The sequence below is a fragment of the Bacillus sp. FSL K6-1012 genome (assembly GCF_037964915.1).
Classification (GTDB): domain Bacteria; phylum Bacillota; class Bacilli; order Bacillales; family Bacillaceae; genus Bacillus; species Bacillus halotolerans.
Genome location: NZ_CP150175.1, coordinates 1,457,187 through 1,471,151, shown reverse-complemented (window position 1 = coordinate 1,471,151; position 13,965 = coordinate 1,457,187). Strand labels below are relative to the sequence as shown.

Annotated in this window: 17 protein-coding genes and 2 riboswitches; of the genes, 5 read left to right on the top strand and 12 right to left on the bottom strand. The window is 43.1% G+C overall.

What is annotated here, in order from left to right:
* Nucleotides 1-18: 18 nt before the first annotated feature.
* Both NSS75_RS07685 and NSS75_RS07680 read right to left on the bottom strand, forming a co-directional pair.
* On the bottom strand, nt 19-450 hold the full coding sequence (locus NSS75_RS07685; RefSeq protein WP_024121170.1) for a hypothetical protein: 432 nt from the start codon (nt 448-450) through the stop codon (nt 19-21).
* An 86-nt stretch (nt 451-536) separates the two neighbouring features.
* Complete coding sequence (locus tag NSS75_RS07680) at nt 537-794, bottom strand: aspartyl-phosphate phosphatase Spo0E family protein (protein WP_024121169.1); 258 nt, start codon at nt 792-794, stop codon at nt 537-539.
* Nucleotides 795-996: 202 nt separating this feature from the next.
* Here NSS75_RS07680 and NSS75_RS07675 point away from each other — a divergent pair, with 202 nt between their 5' ends.
* On the top strand, nt 997-1,317 hold the full coding sequence (locus NSS75_RS07675) for a YkvA family protein (RefSeq protein ID WP_095713434.1): 321 nt from the start codon (nt 997-999) through the stop codon (nt 1,315-1,317).
* A 40-nt stretch (nt 1,318-1,357) separates the two neighbouring features.
* Here NSS75_RS07675 and NSS75_RS07670 read toward each other — a convergent pair whose 3' ends face one another.
* From NSS75_RS07670 to NSS75_RS07650, 5 genes are all read right to left on the bottom strand, one after another.
* Entirely contained in the window at nt 1,358-1,894 is a 537-nt protein-coding gene (locus NSS75_RS07670) for an acireductone dioxygenase (RefSeq protein ID WP_101860644.1), read from the bottom strand.
* Nucleotides 1,895-1,909: 15 nt separating this feature from the next.
* On the bottom strand, nt 1,910-2,539 hold the full coding sequence (locus NSS75_RS07665) for a methylthioribulose 1-phosphate dehydratase (protein WP_105990711.1): 630 nt from the start codon (nt 2,537-2,539) through the stop codon (nt 1,910-1,912).
* Complete coding sequence (mtnX, locus tag NSS75_RS07660) at nt 2,497-3,204, bottom strand: 2-hydroxy-3-keto-5-methylthiopentenyl-1-phosphate phosphatase (protein WP_339236834.1); 708 nt, start codon at nt 3,202-3,204, stop codon at nt 2,497-2,499. Before mtnX ends, NSS75_RS07665 begins: the two co-directional genes overlap by 43 nt.
* On the bottom strand, nt 3,201-4,418 hold the full coding sequence (gene mtnW / locus NSS75_RS07655) for a 2,3-diketo-5-methylthiopentyl-1-phosphate enolase (RefSeq protein ID WP_339236830.1): 1,218 nt from the start codon (nt 4,416-4,418) through the stop codon (nt 3,201-3,203). Before mtnW ends, mtnX begins: the two co-directional genes overlap by 4 nt.
* Before the next feature lie 84 nt (nt 4,419-4,502).
* Nucleotides 4,503-4,603, bottom strand: a riboswitch (SAM riboswitch).
* Nucleotides 4,604-4,641: 38 nt separating this feature from the next.
* Nucleotides 4,642-5,838, bottom strand: coding sequence for a pyridoxal phosphate-dependent aminotransferase (locus NSS75_RS07650; protein ID WP_339236827.1), 1,197 nt, complete (start codon nt 5,836-5,838; stop codon nt 4,642-4,644).
* Nucleotides 5,839-5,931: 93 nt separating this feature from the next.
* Between NSS75_RS07650 and NSS75_RS07645 the strand changes: the two genes are divergently transcribed.
* The 3 genes from NSS75_RS07645 (at nt 5,932) to mtnA (ending at nt 9,316) form a co-directional block, all read left to right on the top strand.
* On the top strand, nt 5,932-6,711 hold the full coding sequence (locus NSS75_RS07645) for a carbon-nitrogen family hydrolase (protein ID WP_095713439.1): 780 nt from the start codon (nt 5,932-5,934) through the stop codon (nt 6,709-6,711).
* Between the two features lie 83 nt (nt 6,712-6,794).
* A riboswitch (SAM riboswitch) is annotated at nt 6,795-6,949 on the top strand.
* Nucleotides 6,950-7,053: 104 nt separating this feature from the next.
* Nucleotides 7,054-8,247 (top strand): S-methyl-5-thioribose kinase, encoded by a 1,194-nt coding sequence (mtnK, locus tag NSS75_RS07640; RefSeq protein WP_142389213.1) that lies wholly within the window; start codon nt 7,054-7,056, stop codon nt 8,245-8,247.
* A 7-nt stretch (nt 8,248-8,254) separates the two neighbouring features.
* The gene (gene mtnA / locus NSS75_RS07635; protein WP_103671600.1) at nt 8,255-9,316 is read left to right on the top strand and encodes an S-methyl-5-thioribose-1-phosphate isomerase; all 1,062 of its coding nucleotides are present in this window, start codon (nt 8,255-8,257) and stop codon (nt 9,314-9,316) included.
* Between the two features lie 35 nt (nt 9,317-9,351).
* Here the strand turns inward: mtnA and NSS75_RS07630 are convergent, their stop codons facing one another.
* The 3 genes from NSS75_RS07630 to NSS75_RS07620 all read right to left on the bottom strand — a co-directional run bounded on the left by NSS75_RS07630 (nt 9,352) and on the right by NSS75_RS07620 (nt 12,277).
* Nucleotides 9,352-9,477, bottom strand: a complete 126-nt coding sequence (locus tag NSS75_RS07630) for a hypothetical protein (protein ID WP_024121158.1) — start codon at nt 9,475-9,477, stop codon at nt 9,352-9,354.
* Between the two features lie 89 nt (nt 9,478-9,566).
* Nucleotides 9,567-10,064: a methylated-DNA--[protein]-cysteine S-methyltransferase gene (locus NSS75_RS07625; RefSeq protein ID WP_024121157.1), complete on the bottom strand. Its 498-nt coding sequence runs from the start codon at nt 10,062-10,064 to the stop codon at nt 9,567-9,569.
* Nucleotides 10,061-12,277 (bottom strand): PAS domain-containing sensor histidine kinase, encoded by a 2,217-nt coding sequence (locus NSS75_RS07620; protein WP_024121156.1) that lies wholly within the window; start codon nt 12,275-12,277, stop codon nt 10,061-10,063. Before NSS75_RS07620 ends, NSS75_RS07625 begins: the two co-directional genes overlap by 4 nt.
* Nucleotides 12,278-12,530: 253 nt before the next feature.
* On the opposite strand from NSS75_RS07620, the gene NSS75_RS07615 reads away from it, so the two are divergent.
* Entirely contained in the window at nt 12,531-13,553 is a 1,023-nt protein-coding gene (locus NSS75_RS07615; protein ID WP_059292898.1) for an acyltransferase family protein, read from the top strand.
* 41 nt (nt 13,554-13,594) lie between these two features.
* Here NSS75_RS07615 and NSS75_RS07610 read toward each other — a convergent pair whose 3' ends face one another.
* Nucleotides 13,595-13,765, bottom strand: coding sequence for a hypothetical protein (locus NSS75_RS07610; RefSeq protein WP_024121154.1), 171 nt, complete (start codon nt 13,763-13,765; stop codon nt 13,595-13,597).
* A 2-nt stretch (nt 13,766-13,767) separates the two neighbouring features.
* On the bottom strand, nt 13,768-13,923 hold the full coding sequence (locus tag NSS75_RS07605; RefSeq protein ID WP_024121153.1) for a hypothetical protein: 156 nt from the start codon (nt 13,921-13,923) through the stop codon (nt 13,768-13,770).
* Nucleotides 13,924-13,965 lie beyond the last annotated feature (42 nt).

Here is a 13,965-nt window from a genome sequence, read left to right as displayed (position 1 = left end):
AGTCTCAGGAGGGCTTATTTATTTTCGTGAACGGGTATTTTCATTCTCCTTGCTTACAGCTCCTCCTGAAAAGAAGAATCGAATCAAACGCAAAAGCATTTTCAAAAGCAAAAAGATGAAAAAGAACACCAAAAAGCCTTTTAACCCTTCCGTCGCATCTAAAAACTCCATATTTCCCCGTCCGGTCACTTTTTGCTGAATCTCAATTGCAAATACGATAACAATGATGATCGTTACGGTATAGATAAAGGACAAAGCCGTCAAGCTCCATTTAGAAAGCCATGTAAATACAGCGTGAGTGACAGCGAAAAAGAAGATGCCAAATATTCCAATCACCCAAAAATGCATTTCTTTGTCGGTTAATTGAATGCCAAGCATCCCGCATATCGAAATAAAAGCATCATGAAATTGGTTTATCATTTCAGTAATGACTACCGCCAGTTCTTTCATCAGTTCCCTCTTTCGTATGAAATTTTCCCAGAAAAAAAGAGCGCTTCTGAAAAGCTCTCTCTTTATATATGCATCAGATAGCGCCGCTATTTATGTGCATCATATGCAGGCATGACGTCTCTTCGGGGCCACAAGCCTAATTTCTTCACAAGGCCTTGAATTCCTTTGGAATGTTCGTTTTCTTGCATGAGCTGGTGGTATTCGTTCATTAAAGAATCCAGCTCCTGACTGTGCCTGATTGTGTCATGCCCTGTAAATCCCTGCTTACTAGCGGCGTCTATCATTAACTTTCTTTTTTCATCAATAGACACCAGCAATCTTTCTTGTTCAGAAGAACAGCCCATTCAATTCACCCCTCGCCGCTAAGAAATAGGAAACAAGTTTGATTGGGTTATTGTGCATTATTACAGATTATACTTTATTTGTAAACATATTTTTATTAAATAACTTAATTTTTCATTTATAATAGATATATTGATAGGATTAGAAGAACAATACCCAGACGAAGACCATCTTAAACACACCGGCAGGCAGGAGGAATGCTAAATGAAGAAAAAAAAAGCGATAATGCTCGGTGCGGCAGGCGGAAAAGCTATTCTGAAAAGGAAAACCCGCAAAAAATTAATCAATCATATCACGATCTTTTGTCAAATGCTTCGCGATTGGCGAAACGGTGACTATCCCCGTTCACAGATTAAAACACTGTTGCTTCTGACAGCTGCTATCTTTTATATCATCATGCCGATTGATATGATTCCGGACTTCGTGCTCGGTTTAGGAATTCTTGACGATGCTGCCGTTCTCGGTTTGATTTGGACGCTGGTCAAAAAAGAAATGTCCCAATACGAAGAATGGCGTTTACGATAAACAAAAAAAGCCCCGCCTTTATGGACGGGGCTTTTTCTTCTTATTGGTTCACGCTGTCTTTTTCATAAATCGGAACCCAGCCTTCAGATGTTACAAAGATCCGCACCGCCACAACTTTTCGATCCTCTTGAAGCGTGAAATAATGGCGGATATTTTCAGGTACCGAGATTAAATCTCCAGGGTTTAAACGGACATCAAAAAATGTGCCGTCCTTGCCTTGAATGACGAAAATTCCGTGTCCGCTTACAATAAAACGGACTTCATCGTCTGTATGGTGATGTTCTCTTTTAAAGTTTTCAAGCAGTTCATCCAGTTTCGGATTTGCGTCAGACAAAGAAATAACATCTTGGGCTTTGTAGCCGCGGCGGGCTGAGATATCTTTAATTTCAGCGTCGAAGGTGTCAAGAATTTGCTGTTTTTCTTCTTCAGACAGGGCATATTTTTCTGAAAGCTGTTCAGGGAGCTTGGCGATATCCCATTGCTCATAGATCACCTCTTGGCTGTCCAGAAAGCTTGCCACTTCCTCTTGATTTTCAATCGTTGTATTTGCATCATCATGAATTCGAATTGTTGCCATTTGCGGTTCCCCCTTTTATTTAACCAGCTGATGCTGGAGTGTTTTCAGCTTCAAATGATAGCTGAATAAAAATTCATATGCTTCAAGCACTCTTTTCGCTTCAAATGCTGTTCTTCCCCAAGCAGTAATGCCATGGTTCCGGATCAGGACAGCTCCTGAATCTCCAGTAACCTGATCCGCGAAAAGCGCTGCGAGAGTCGGAATATGAGCCGGATTTTCTATAATTGGAATGGACACTTCTGCATTCTCTTCCCACAGGCCAAGCGCTTTTATAATTTCTTGGCCTTTAAAAGTGATTTGATTTTGATCTCCATACAGCTCTGAGATGACGTTATTGTTGACCGTATGAACATGAAGACAGCATCCGGCATTTGTTTTATTGTACAGATGCGTATGCAAAAGCGTTTCCGCTGACGGTTTCAGATGATGTCCGCTTTCGGCAGGCTCTCCGTTCTGATCCACCAACAGGAAGTCTTCATCCGTTTCTTTTCGTTTATCTTTTCCGCTCGCCGTTACGAGAAATTGCAATGGCTCATCAGAAACCTTGATGGACAGGTTGCCGCTTGTCGCCGGAAACCAATCTCTTTCTGCCAATTCCCGTTTTACTTCAGCAAGCTCGAGCCAGCGCTCTTGTTTTGCAGCCATTTCTTTACCTCCGTTACGTCTTCAATCGCTTTCTTTATTTCGTGAAAATCATGGTATGGGATATGATTCAGATGATGCTCCTTGCATTCATTTAATAAATAATCCCTTGCAAAGCAAAGATCAGACAGCTTTGCCGCCTCTACATCGGTAACGGAGTCACCGATCATGATGATATATTGATCAGGCTCAGAAAGCTCGTTCATAACAGTCGGCTTGCAGCACCCGCATTGATTTGTGCATGTGCCTTTGCAAGAATGAGGCCAATCAATATGAATGAATTCGTTCTCAAATGACGCACGGTTGCAATAAATATGATCTTTCTCAACAATTCCTTCAAGCAGCGGATAGACAAAAAAGTCCATCCCCCCGCTTACGACATAAAACGGGAGTTCATGCTTGTTAACAAATGCGACAAATTCCCGAAAGCCGTCCCGGATTTTTGCGTCTTCTAATACGAATCTCGTAATCTCCTCTTTTAAGCTGCTCGGCAGAAGGCCGAACATTCGTCCGACGCCTTCTTGGATCGACATCGTTTTGGAGAGCACGCCGTCTTTTAACGCCGTCCACTCCGGCGGAGCGAATGTTTTCATAATGTTTATAATGTTGTCGTTCATCGTGATGGTTCCATCAAAATCACATATCATTAACGGTTTTTGAGTCGTCATACGGCTTCAGCCTTTCCCCATTTATCAAGCGCAAGCTTCAAATCTTCGCATTGACCGGCTTTTTCTTCAATCGGCTCCGCCTCCAAAACCGCATCAATAATAGCTCTGAACGCTTTGCCCCCGCCTTGGGCGCCGTTTGGATGTCCGTGTATGCCTCCTCCGGCGTTAATAATATGATCGATGCCAAAATCACGCATGAGAAGCGGAACCATACCAGGGTGAATACCGGCGGACGGAACGGCAAATGTCTGTTTAAAGGCATCTTCTCTTACGCATTCTTCATGAATCGCCAGCGCGTCTTCTCTAGGAAGCGCAACTGAACCATATGGAGAAGGAAACAGACTGAAGTCAGCGCCGCAATATCGGTTTAATTTTCCAAGCAAAAGAGCATGGGAAAACCCGTACAACGGTGAGGATGTAAATGCCCCGCTGACTGCTGGGTGCGCCATAATGGGGATTGATACGTCCGGATCTTCCGCAAGGCTTTGCATGACGTCCAAACTGTAAGCGAAGACATTCAATAAAAGCGCATCCGCTCCCAATTCAGCAGCGCGTCTTGCTTTATCTTTAAGCTCAGCCGTTCTACCAGTCAAATTCACTGCATACAGCGTTTTATGGCCGGTCTGCTCGTATGTTTCTTTCAAAATTTGTTTTCCCTCTGTAATTCTTGTTTCAAAAGGTGCTAAACCCGTCTCAAAGAAAATTTCATCGTCTTTGATTAAGTCAACCCCGCCTAGCGCCTGCTGCCTGAGCTGTTCTTTAATATCACTCAGGTCCCTTCCGATGACCCCTTTAAAAATGCTCATTAACAGCGGTCTTTCAAACTCTCCAAGCATCTTCCGGATGCCGTATACGCCAAACTTCGGGCCCGGAAGTGTTCGCTTAAACGCTTCAGAAAATTCGAGATCTATTAACTTGATTTTTCCGTCCAGCGACAGCTTGCCAAACACAGTTGTCAGCAATGCCGGAATATCCTGTGAGAAATTTACCTCGGGATAAGCAATTGTGATAACCGCTTGTTTCCCTGATGCAAGATGTCCCTCTCTCTCCTCGACCTTTACAACCCGTCCCTTATGCTTTTGCATCTGCTCCTGCTTCACCAGAGGCAGATCAGTCCAAGAGCCCACCGTCAATCCAGTTGCGATTTGTTCTGCTTTTTTCTCCGTGTCGGCTCCCGGCTCGGTCAGGAGATATGTTGCTAATAATTCACTCATGCCAGAGCTCCTTTCATTTTTTAACCCATATAAAAAACCTCTTCAAACAGCAATGCGTCTAAAGAGGTTTCGTTTCTCGTCCGAATCTTATCTCTCAGCCGCCAGCTGCAAGAATTAGCACCGTGCTTTACAAGTCGGTTGCCGGGCTTCATCGGGCTCGTCCCTCTGCCTGCTCTTGATAAGAAAATATAGATTTTATAAATTATTTTGAATTATCCCACCGTTAAAGAATCTTGTCAATGCTTTTTTGGGTAAACAGGTTTAGTTTGCCAATTCGATGAGCTGCTTCTTTAAGCCTAGCTTCACTCGTTAAGAGCCCCACTCTGACATACCCCTCGCCATATTTACCAAAGCCGTTTCCTGCTGCAACCGCCACATTCGCTTTTTCAAGCAAGAAATCTGAGAATTGCTCAGAGCTATAGCCTTCAGGCACCGGCAGCCACGCAAAAAATGAACCCGCAGGCGCTGTTACATCCCAGCCAATTTCCCTGCATGCCGCTATCCAAGCGTTGCGCCTGCTTTCATACCGGGCATTTTGCTCCGCTACGCATGTCTGCTCAGATAAAAGTGCCGCCTCGGCAGCCTGCTGGGTTGCTTTGAAAAGACTGACAAACATATGGTCTTGATAAAGATTGATCGCTTCTATGACCGAGGCGTTACCAACTGCAAAACCGACCCGCCAGCCCGCCATATTATATGTTTTGGACAGCGTGTAAATTTCTATTCCGATATCCTTAGCGCCTTCAGTCTGCAAAAAGCTTAAAGGCTTGTGTCCGTCAAAGCCCACTGCACCGTAAGCAAAATCATGGACCACACAGATTTCGTTTTCTTTCGCAAAACTCACCGTTTCTCTAAAAAATTCTGCGGTAGCGACGGCTCCAGTCGGATTATTCGGATAATTCAAGTACATCAGTTTCGCTTTTTCTCTTACGTCAGGGGAAATGCTTGCGTATTCAGGAAGAAACGCATTTTCCTTAGTGAGCGGCATCATTTCCATATTCGCTTTCGCAAGCGTGACACCGGACCAATAATCTGGATAGCCAGGGTCAGGAACCAAAATCGTATCCCCCGGATTTAGCAGGCATTGCGGCAGCTCGACAAGACCGGCTTTCCCGCCGAATAATACGGCTACTTCAGTTTCCGGATCAAGCTGAACGCCGTATTCTCTTTTATAAAATGCAGCCGCTGCTGATTTAAGACTGTGCGAACCTCGAAATGAGGAGTATTTATGATTTTCAGGCTGAGCAACGGCTCGCTTCATTTCCTCAACAATATGCTCGGGCGTCGGCTGATCCGGATTCCCCTGCCCCAAATTGATGACATCATGTCCTTCCTTCAGCTTTAGGTTCACTTTCTGCACAAGAGAAGCAAAGAATTGTTTAGGCAGTTCCTGCAGCACTTGAGAATGTTCAAATTTCATCTGTTTTCACCTTCTAAAAAAATCTTGAAATGATAGTCCAGTATCATATATGGTTAAATGAAAAAAGTAAAGAAAAATATGGGGTGTTAAAAAATGAAATGGACCATATCTTGTCTTCAATTTGATATTTCATACGGAAAACCTTCAGAAAATATAAAAAAGGCTGAATCTTTAATTGAAAAAGAGAGTAAAAATGCTGACGTTCTTGTTCTCCCTGAATTATGGACGACTGGTTACGACCTTGCCAAACTTGATCAGCTTGCTGATGAAGACGGGCTCACTGCTCAAAGCTGGCTGCAAAAAACCGCAAAAAAACACGGGGTTCATATTGTCGCAGGATCTGTTGCTGTCAGAAAGGGTTCTGATGTTTATAATACAATGTTCATCGCAGATAAGGAAGGACGAATCATTAAAGAGTACAGCAAAGCCCATCTTTTTCAGCTGATGGATGAGCATGAGTATTTATCAGCCGGTTCCGAGGACGGATACTTCGAGCTTGAAGGCGTCAAAAGCTCAGGACTGATCTGTTATGATATCCGTTTTCCGGAATGGATCAGAAAACATACGACTAAAGGCGCTAACGTGCTGTTCATTTCTGCGGAATGGCCTCTGCCCCGTCTTGATCATTGGAAAAGCCTGCTTATTGCGAGGGCTATTGAGAATCAATGCTTTGTCGCTGCCTGCAATTGCACAGGATCTAATCCCGATAATGAATTCGCCGGGCACAGCATGATTATTGACCCTTGGGGACGCATATTGGCCGAGGGCGGCCGTGAAGAAGGCATTGTCAGAGCGGAAATTGACCTTCAAGAAAGCGTTGAGGTGCGGGGAAAAATTCCTGTTTTCGATGATATCAGAAAAGATTTATATTAAAAAATATATTGACAATTCAATCACACACCTGTTACTATGTTCATCAACTGATAAATTAGAATTGTTTAACAAGTGAATATATTCTCTTATCGAGAGTTGGGCGAGGGATTGGCCTTTTGACCCCAACAGCAACCGACCGTAATTCCATTGTGAAATGGGGCGCATCTTCTTGGCGCCGAGACTGAGGTCTCGTAAGGCACGGTGCTAATTCCATCAGATTTGATCTGAGAGATAAGAGAGGCGGGACATGATTGTTAAGCCTCCTTCTCTCTGAGAAGGAGGCTTTTTTACGGCCATTCGCGGCACACATAACAAGATATTACATAACTGGAGGTAATGACGATGGCAGTCACAAAAACACCTTTATACGAAACGTTAAATGAAAGCTCCGCTGTCGCACTGGCGGTGAAACTCGGCTTATTTCAAAGCAAAAGCACGCTGACATGCCAGGAGATCGGCGACGGAAATTTAAACTACGTCTTTCATATTTATGACCAAGAAAATGACAGGGCTTTGATCATTAAACAGGCGGTTCCTTATGCAAAAGTTGTCGGGGAAAGCTGGCCGCTGACAATCGATCGGGCAAGAATCGAAAGCAGCGCACTGATCCGGCAGGGTGAACACGTCCCTCATCTCGTACCGAGAGTTTACTATTCAGATACTGAATTGGCGGTTACGGTCATGGAGGATCTTTCTCATATGAAGATCGCTAGAAAAGGACTTCTTGAAGGTGAAAATTATCCAAATCTGTCACGAGACATTGGCGAATTTTTAGGAAAAACGCTTTTTTACTCTTCTGATTACGCACTTGAGCCTAAGGTAAAAAAACAGCTTGTTAAACAATTTACAAATCCTGAGCTCTGCGATATTACCGAAAGACTCGTATTTACAGATCCTTTCTTTGATCATGATACAAATGAATTTGAGGAAGAGCTTCGTCCATATGTTGAAAAGCTTTGGAAAAATGACAAGGTCAAAGTTGAAGCGGCTAAGCTGAAAAAGTCATTTTTAACATCTGCCGAAACGCTGATTCATGGCGATCTGCATACAGGAAGCATTTTTGCCAGCGAGCTTGAGACAAAGGTGATTGATCCTGAATTCGCTTTTTACGGACCAATCGGTTTTGATGTTGGCCAATTTATCGCCAACTTATTGTTAAATGCACTCAGCCGTGACGGTGCTGATCGAGAGCCATTATATGAACATGTAAAACAAGTGTGGGACACGTTTCAAACAACATTCAGTGAAGCCTGGGAGAAAAACAGTCTCGATGTGTATGCCAAAATCGACGGTTATCTCGCTGATACACTCAGCCATATTTTTGAAGAGACAATTGGGTTTGCCGGCTGCGAACTGATACGCCGCACCGTTGGTCTTGCCCATGTGGCAGATCTGGATACAATCGTACCGTTTGATAAGCGAATCGAAAGAAAACGGCTGGCGCTGGAAACCGGTACTGCCTTCATCGAAAAACGTTCACAATTAAAAACCATAACGGATGTTATTGAATGTTTTAAGTTACTTGTAAAGGAATGATTCACCCATGACCAATTCATTTGCTGTTCCGCGTTCTGTTGAATGGAAAGAAACAGCCATTAAGATTTTAAATCAGCAAAAGCTTCCTGATGTTACGGAATATTTGGAGCTGACAACGAAAGAAGAAGTATTTGACGCGATTGTCTCACTTAAAGTTAGAGGAGCCCCGGCGATCGGCATTACGGCAGCATTTGGGCTCGCGCTGGCGGCAAAAAACATCGAAACTGATAATGTGGCGGAATTCCGCTGCGAATTGGATAACATCAAAAATTATTTGAACAGTTCAAGGCCGACAGCAATCAATTTATCATGGGCGCTCGAGAGACTAAGCCATTCAATTCAAAACGCCATTTCTGTAAATGAAGCAAAAACCAATCTTGTCCATGAAGCGATTCAGATTCAAGTCGAGGATGAAGAAACGTGCCGTATGATCGGCCAAAACGCGCTTCAGCTTTTCAAAAAAGGCGACAAGATTATGACAATCTGCAATGCCGGTTCTATCGCGACAAGCCGCTATGGAACCGCGCTTGCCCCGTTTTATTTGGCGAAACAAAAGGATTTGGGGCTTCATATTTATGCTTGTGAAACCAGACCAGTTCTTCAAGGTTCACGTCTTACTGCTTGGGAACTGATGCAGGGCGGTATTGACGTCACTCTGATTACGGACAGCATGGCAGCCCATACGATGAAAGAAAAACAAATTTCTGCCGTCATCGTTGGCGCGGACCGAATTGCAAAGAACGGAGATACCGCGAATAAAATTGGCACTTACGGACTTGCTATTTTAGCAAACGCCTTCGATATTCCGTTTTTTGTAGCAGCACCTTTATCTACTTTTGACACAAAAGTAAAAAGCGGGGCTGATATCCCGATAGAGGAACGGGACCCCGAAGAAGTCAGGAACATTTCCGGCGTCCGAACCGCTCCGGCTGAAGTGCCTGTCTTTAATCCTGCTTTTGATATTACACCACACCATCTTATTTCTGGGATCATCACTGAAAAAGGGATTATGACCGGTTCCTATGAAGAAGAAATTGAACAGCTGTTTACAGGCGAAAAGGTTCATTAAAAAACCGCTGAAGACTTTGCTCATATTGGGCCGAGTCAGCGGTTTTTTTGTTTGCTCATATTCATATCGATTATTTCATCTTTTTGAGCGCTGGATAAGATATGCAGTTTTACAAGCAGCTCGGCAAAAACGGCAATTTTCTCAGAGCGGCTCGGCTTCAATTGCTTTGTCCTCCTCTTTCATCAGACCAACTTTTTTAACTTAGTAAAATCATATGTCGGCGGCGAAAAAAGGGAACGTGCCATATGTTTTATTTTTCTTTATAGGAGATTTGCTCGATGCTAAGCAAATAAGCTTTGATGTCAGTTTTACTTCCGGCATACCCTGTTAACGTGCTGTTTTTGCCGATCACTCTGTGGCACGGGACAAATATCGGCAGGTCATTTCGTTTATTTGCCTGTCCGACAGCGCGTACTGCTTTCGGACTTCCGACCGCTACGGCAATGTCAGCATAGCTTCGTGATTCGCCATACGGAATCATGGCAAGCGCCTCCCATACTTTTTGCTGAAAAGGCGTGCCCTTTTGGCTCAATGGCAGTGAGAATATCTTTCTTTCTCCCGCAAAATATTCGTGAAGCTGCTTTTTCGCTTCTGCCAAAAAAGCCGTCTCCAACTGCTCCGTATTCTCAACAGATTCTTTCCACTGCATCAAATCTTCCTTACTGAGGAAGAGACGGGTGATGCTGCCTTCTTCCTCGACAATCGCGAGCTCCCCGAGCGGCGTTTCCGCTGTCGTATAGTAATTCATTCGTCTAACCTTCTTTCTTCAAAATTCTGCCTGACGGGAAGTGTAAGATGGAAAACAGTCCCCTTTCCTTCTTCACTTTCCACCATTATTTTGCCTTGATGTTCTTCAATAATTTTATAGCTTACCATAAGCCCGAGTCCAGTTCCCCGTTCCTTTGTTGTATAAAATGGTTCTCCTAGACGCTTTAATTTATCCTCTGTGATTCCTACTCCTTCGTCTTTCAAAGATATAAGAATATGATCTTGATCAGCTTTTTTGATCGTCACATAAATATTGCCGCCGTCAGGCATGACTTCGATGGCGTTCTTTAATATATTGATAAAAACCTGTTTCAGCTGATTCGGTTCACAGTATATCGGCGGAATGTCTCCGACTAAATCCAGATGCATTTGTACGTTGCTGAGATTGGCTTGCGCGTTAAGAAGGTCTAATGTGTCTTTCATAATTTGTGTCACATGTTTTTCCTCATACATGATAGCCTGGGGCTTGGCTAAAATTAAAAACTCTGTGATGATGGATTCGATGCGCTTTAATTCTGAGGTGATGACGTTGAAGTAAAGAGAATAGTCTCCCTCCACACTCCCTTTCAGGAGCTGAATGAAGCCTTTAAGAGCTGTCATTGGATTTCTGATTTCGTGAGCGATACCGGCAGCGAGTTCTCCAACGACATGGAGAGTATCAGATTTGCGAAGACGCTCTTCCAGTTCTTTTCGCTCTGTGACATCTTTAAAGATAGCCAGGTTCATATTTTGAATAATATTTCGTTTAAACGAAAATTCTAGTTTTCGATTATCATTGCTGCTCAGCAAAAATGGAATCTCATTGTCCATTTCATCGAAATTGATCTGCCTTGCCGGCGATGCCAGATTTTCTATTTCATAGGAAGAAATAATATCAAGCAGGCTGTGTTTTTTCAGTTCTTCATGCGGCAGGCCCAAAATATTGCTCGCTAACGGGTTGGCGTCGATGATTCGGTACTGATTGTCGAATAATACGTTGCCGTCCATTGAGCCGTTGAACACTTTTCTGAATTTGAGCTCGCTTTCCCGAAGCTCCTTTTCCATCCGCTTTCGGTCACTGACATTTCTTAAAATTGTTAAGTGCTGGTTTTCAAGTATTGTCCGCTTTGAAGTGAATTCAAGCTCTTTGAACTGCCCGTTGCCCATTTGAAACAGCATCTCTTCTCTGATCTCACCGTATTTTGCATATTTTCTCTTCGTCAAGCTGTATTTCTGCTGAGAGTCTACGAGAAAATCACACAGCTTTCTTTTTAACAGCAAATTCATCGGCAGCTCAAAAATTTTACAGGCTGACTGATTGGCCTTAACGATTCTTCCGTCATTCGACCAGATGATAATGGCGTCCATGGCGTTTTCAAAAATTTCTCTGAAGCGCTCCTCACTTTTAAATAGCTGGAGCTCCATGGACCTCTTCTCTGTGATATCCCGCATAATCGACATATAAAAACCGCTGATGATATTAGACGTAATCGTAAATTCAAACAGCTTCTGATCTCCTGAACGAAGCCTGACAGGCAGCTCGCCTTTTGCTTTTCCCTTTCGATAAAGCGTGTGCCAAATATTATCGAAATCTTTTCGCGATCCGCTGTCTATGAATTGATACAGCGACAAATGTGACAGCTCATTCTGGTCGATTTCAAAGCTTTTGCAAAAGGACAGATTGGCATCAATAAAGCCGCCGTCTTTATCAAATAAGACGATTCCGTCGACAGCTCTGTCAAACAAGTCCTTAAAAAGCTGTTCATTCATGGAAAATTCCCGCTCCAAAATTTTCTTTGAAGAAATGTCTCTCATAACGACAAAAAAGAAATCCTCGCCAATCCCTCTTTTGGCAAGAAACTCAATATATTTTGTCGCTCCGCTGTCCAGCCTGATCGGAACCTCCTTCCACAGAAAACCTTTCTTAAAAAACTTCTTCACGGAAAGGTCCAGCTCATCCTTTGGAATAGAAAACAAAAAATCAAAAACGGAACGCTTTTTCAAACCTTCCGCATCTACTTGAAGCATTCTCGCTGTTGCTTCATTTGCCTGCACGATTTTCATTTCATTATCACATATAAAAATAGCATCGAGCGTATTGTTCACAATCACTTGATGCTGATGTAATTCCTTTTTCAGCCGATCATTTTCTTGTTTGAGGCGCTTCAGTTCCTCTTTCAGATCTGAATTTGTCTCGACATCGAGAGTTTCCATGCGTAAACACTCCTTCTTCAAAACCTATCCCTCAATATTTCTACATATTGCATGAACTTCCTTCATTCGCCCTATACATTTCAGAAAATTTCAGCGTGATTACATAAAGAAGACATTTTCAACGATCCTTACCGTCACTTTACATCGTCCTAACAATCAGACGTTTTTTCAAATCCTTTTTGATCTTTTATTTTAAAATAAATACCAACAGGGAATAATCTTTTAGTGACTGATTTAAAGAGAAGGTGATGCTATGAGTAAATCGCGAGACAGTTATTTTGACAATGCAAAATTCTTATTGATATTCCTTGTTGTTTTCGGTCATATTCTTCGATCTTTTATTCATGATAACAATTTTATGCTCTACCTCTACAAGTTCATTTACACGTTCCACATGCCTGCCTTTATTCTTGTATCCGGTTATTTCGCCAAAGGTTTTAAACGCGCCGGATATGTGAAAAAGCTGGCGGTCAAGCTGATTATTCCATATTTGATTTTCCAAAGCATCTATTCCGTCTTTTATTACATTATTCAAGACGAAAGCATGACAAATGTGAATCCGATTGATCCGCAATGGTCGTTATGGTTTCTGGTAAGCTTATTTTTCTGGAATATCCTGCTCTATCCTTTTTCAAAGCTTTCTAAGCATTGGGCGCTGTTTGTCAGCTGCGGCATCGCCGTGCTGATCGGCTATCTCGACTTTGTCAGCAGCACACTGAGCCTGTCCCGGACATTTGTATTCTTGCCGATGTTCCTTGTCGGATTTTACTCGAATAAACATCACTTTGATTTACTGAGATCAAAACGAGGCAAACAGATTGCGCTCGGTGTGCTCGCCGCCGTATTTGTCATCTGCTGGGGCATCGATTTTGACTATTCATGGCTGTTCGGCTCTAAGCCGTACTCATCATTTGGCGATGTCACCTTGGCAAGCGGCCTCTCCCGAATCGGCTGGTATGTACTTGCCTTTGCGGCAACCTTTAGCTTTTTAGCGCTTGTTCCGCAAAAACGCTATTTCTTTACTAAGTGGGGAACAAGGACATTTTACGTATACCTGCTCCATGGATTTATCATTAAAACACTCAGGCAGGTCGGGCTTGAGGATGGACTCACTGACTATCAAAACTTAGTCATCCTGCTGCTCTTAACTGCAGCCCTTACCTCCATTCTCTCAAGCAATTTCGTCAAAACGGTTGCTCAGCCGTTCATTGAACTGAGAATGACAGGCTTGCTGCAGCTAGTCAGAGGAAGCAGCAAAAATGCCTATTTAAAATAGCATAACACCTCTTAAGCGGCATGCCGCCTAAGAGGTGTTTTTTATTTTTGTTTTTTCTCTTTTTTCTTTTTCGGCTTTGTTACTTCAAGGGTTTCAATGATTTTCCCGGCGTTGTAATCCCCAAGCTCACTTGAGAATTCTTCCTCAAGCACCTTCTTATTCATCGGCTTTTTATGATTCTGCATGTCTTTGCTGTGCTGGTTCTTTTTCATGATCACGCGCCTCCTTGCTGACCTTGTTTGGAATTGCGATTGGCCCCTCGGAAATTCGGGTCGTCGTGATATTGAGTCTTATATGCATTTCTGTCCATACTCTCAGTCGGTGTATTGTTATTTTTTATGGCTTCATCGACCTCAGCCTTACGTTTCATAGAAATCCTCCTCGCCAGTATTTTCTAATTTTTATTTCGCTT

Coding starts and splice junctions, on each gene's coding strand:
- NSS75_RS07615 (WP_059292898.1), top strand. CDS start 12,531: ATGAGTAAATCGCGAGACAGTTATTTTGACAATGCAAAATTCTTATTG.
- NSS75_RS07625 (WP_024121157.1), bottom strand. CDS start 10,064: ATGAATTACTATACGACAGCGGAAACGCCGCTCGGGGAGCTCGCGATT.
- NSS75_RS07680 (WP_024121169.1), bottom strand. CDS start 794: ATGGGCTGTTCTTCTGAACAAGAAAGATTGCTGGTGTCTATTGATGAA.
- NSS75_RS07650 (WP_339236827.1), bottom strand. CDS start 5,838: ATGAAATTTGAACATTCTCAAGTGCTGCAGGAACTGCCTAAACAATTC.
- NSS75_RS07685 (WP_024121170.1), bottom strand. CDS start 450: ATGAAAGAACTGGCGGTAGTCATTACTGAAATGATAAACCAATTTCAT.
- NSS75_RS07605 (WP_024121153.1), bottom strand. CDS start 13,923: ATGAAACGTAAGGCTGAGGTCGATGAAGCCATAAAAAATAACAATACA.
- mtnW (WP_339236830.1), bottom strand. CDS start 4,418: ATGAGTGAATTATTAGCAACATATCTCCTGACCGAGCCGGGAGCCGAC.
- NSS75_RS07610 (WP_024121154.1), bottom strand. CDS start 13,765: ATGAAAAAGAACCAGCACAGCAAAGACATGCAGAATCATAAAAAGCCG.
- mtnX (WP_339236834.1), bottom strand. CDS start 3,204: ATGACGACTCAAAAACCGTTAATGATATGTGATTTTGATGGAACCATC.
- mtnK (WP_142389213.1), top strand. CDS start 7,054: ATGGCAGTCACAAAAACACCTTTATACGAAACGTTAAATGAAAGCTCC.
- NSS75_RS07665 (WP_105990711.1), bottom strand. CDS start 2,539: ATGGCTGCAAAACAAGAGCGCTGGCTCGAGCTTGCTGAAGTAAAACGG.
- NSS75_RS07620 (WP_024121156.1), bottom strand. CDS start 12,277: ATGGAAACTCTCGATGTCGAGACAAATTCAGATCTGAAAGAGGAACTG.
- NSS75_RS07675 (WP_095713434.1), top strand. CDS start 997: ATGAAGAAAAAAAAAGCGATAATGCTCGGTGCGGCAGGCGGAAAAGCT.
- mtnA (WP_103671600.1), top strand. CDS start 8,255: ATGACCAATTCATTTGCTGTTCCGCGTTCTGTTGAATGGAAAGAAACA.
- NSS75_RS07645 (WP_095713439.1), top strand. CDS start 5,932: ATGAAATGGACCATATCTTGTCTTCAATTTGATATTTCATACGGAAAA.
- NSS75_RS07670 (WP_101860644.1), bottom strand. CDS start 1,894: ATGGCAACAATTCGAATTCATGATGATGCAAATACAACGATTGAAAAT.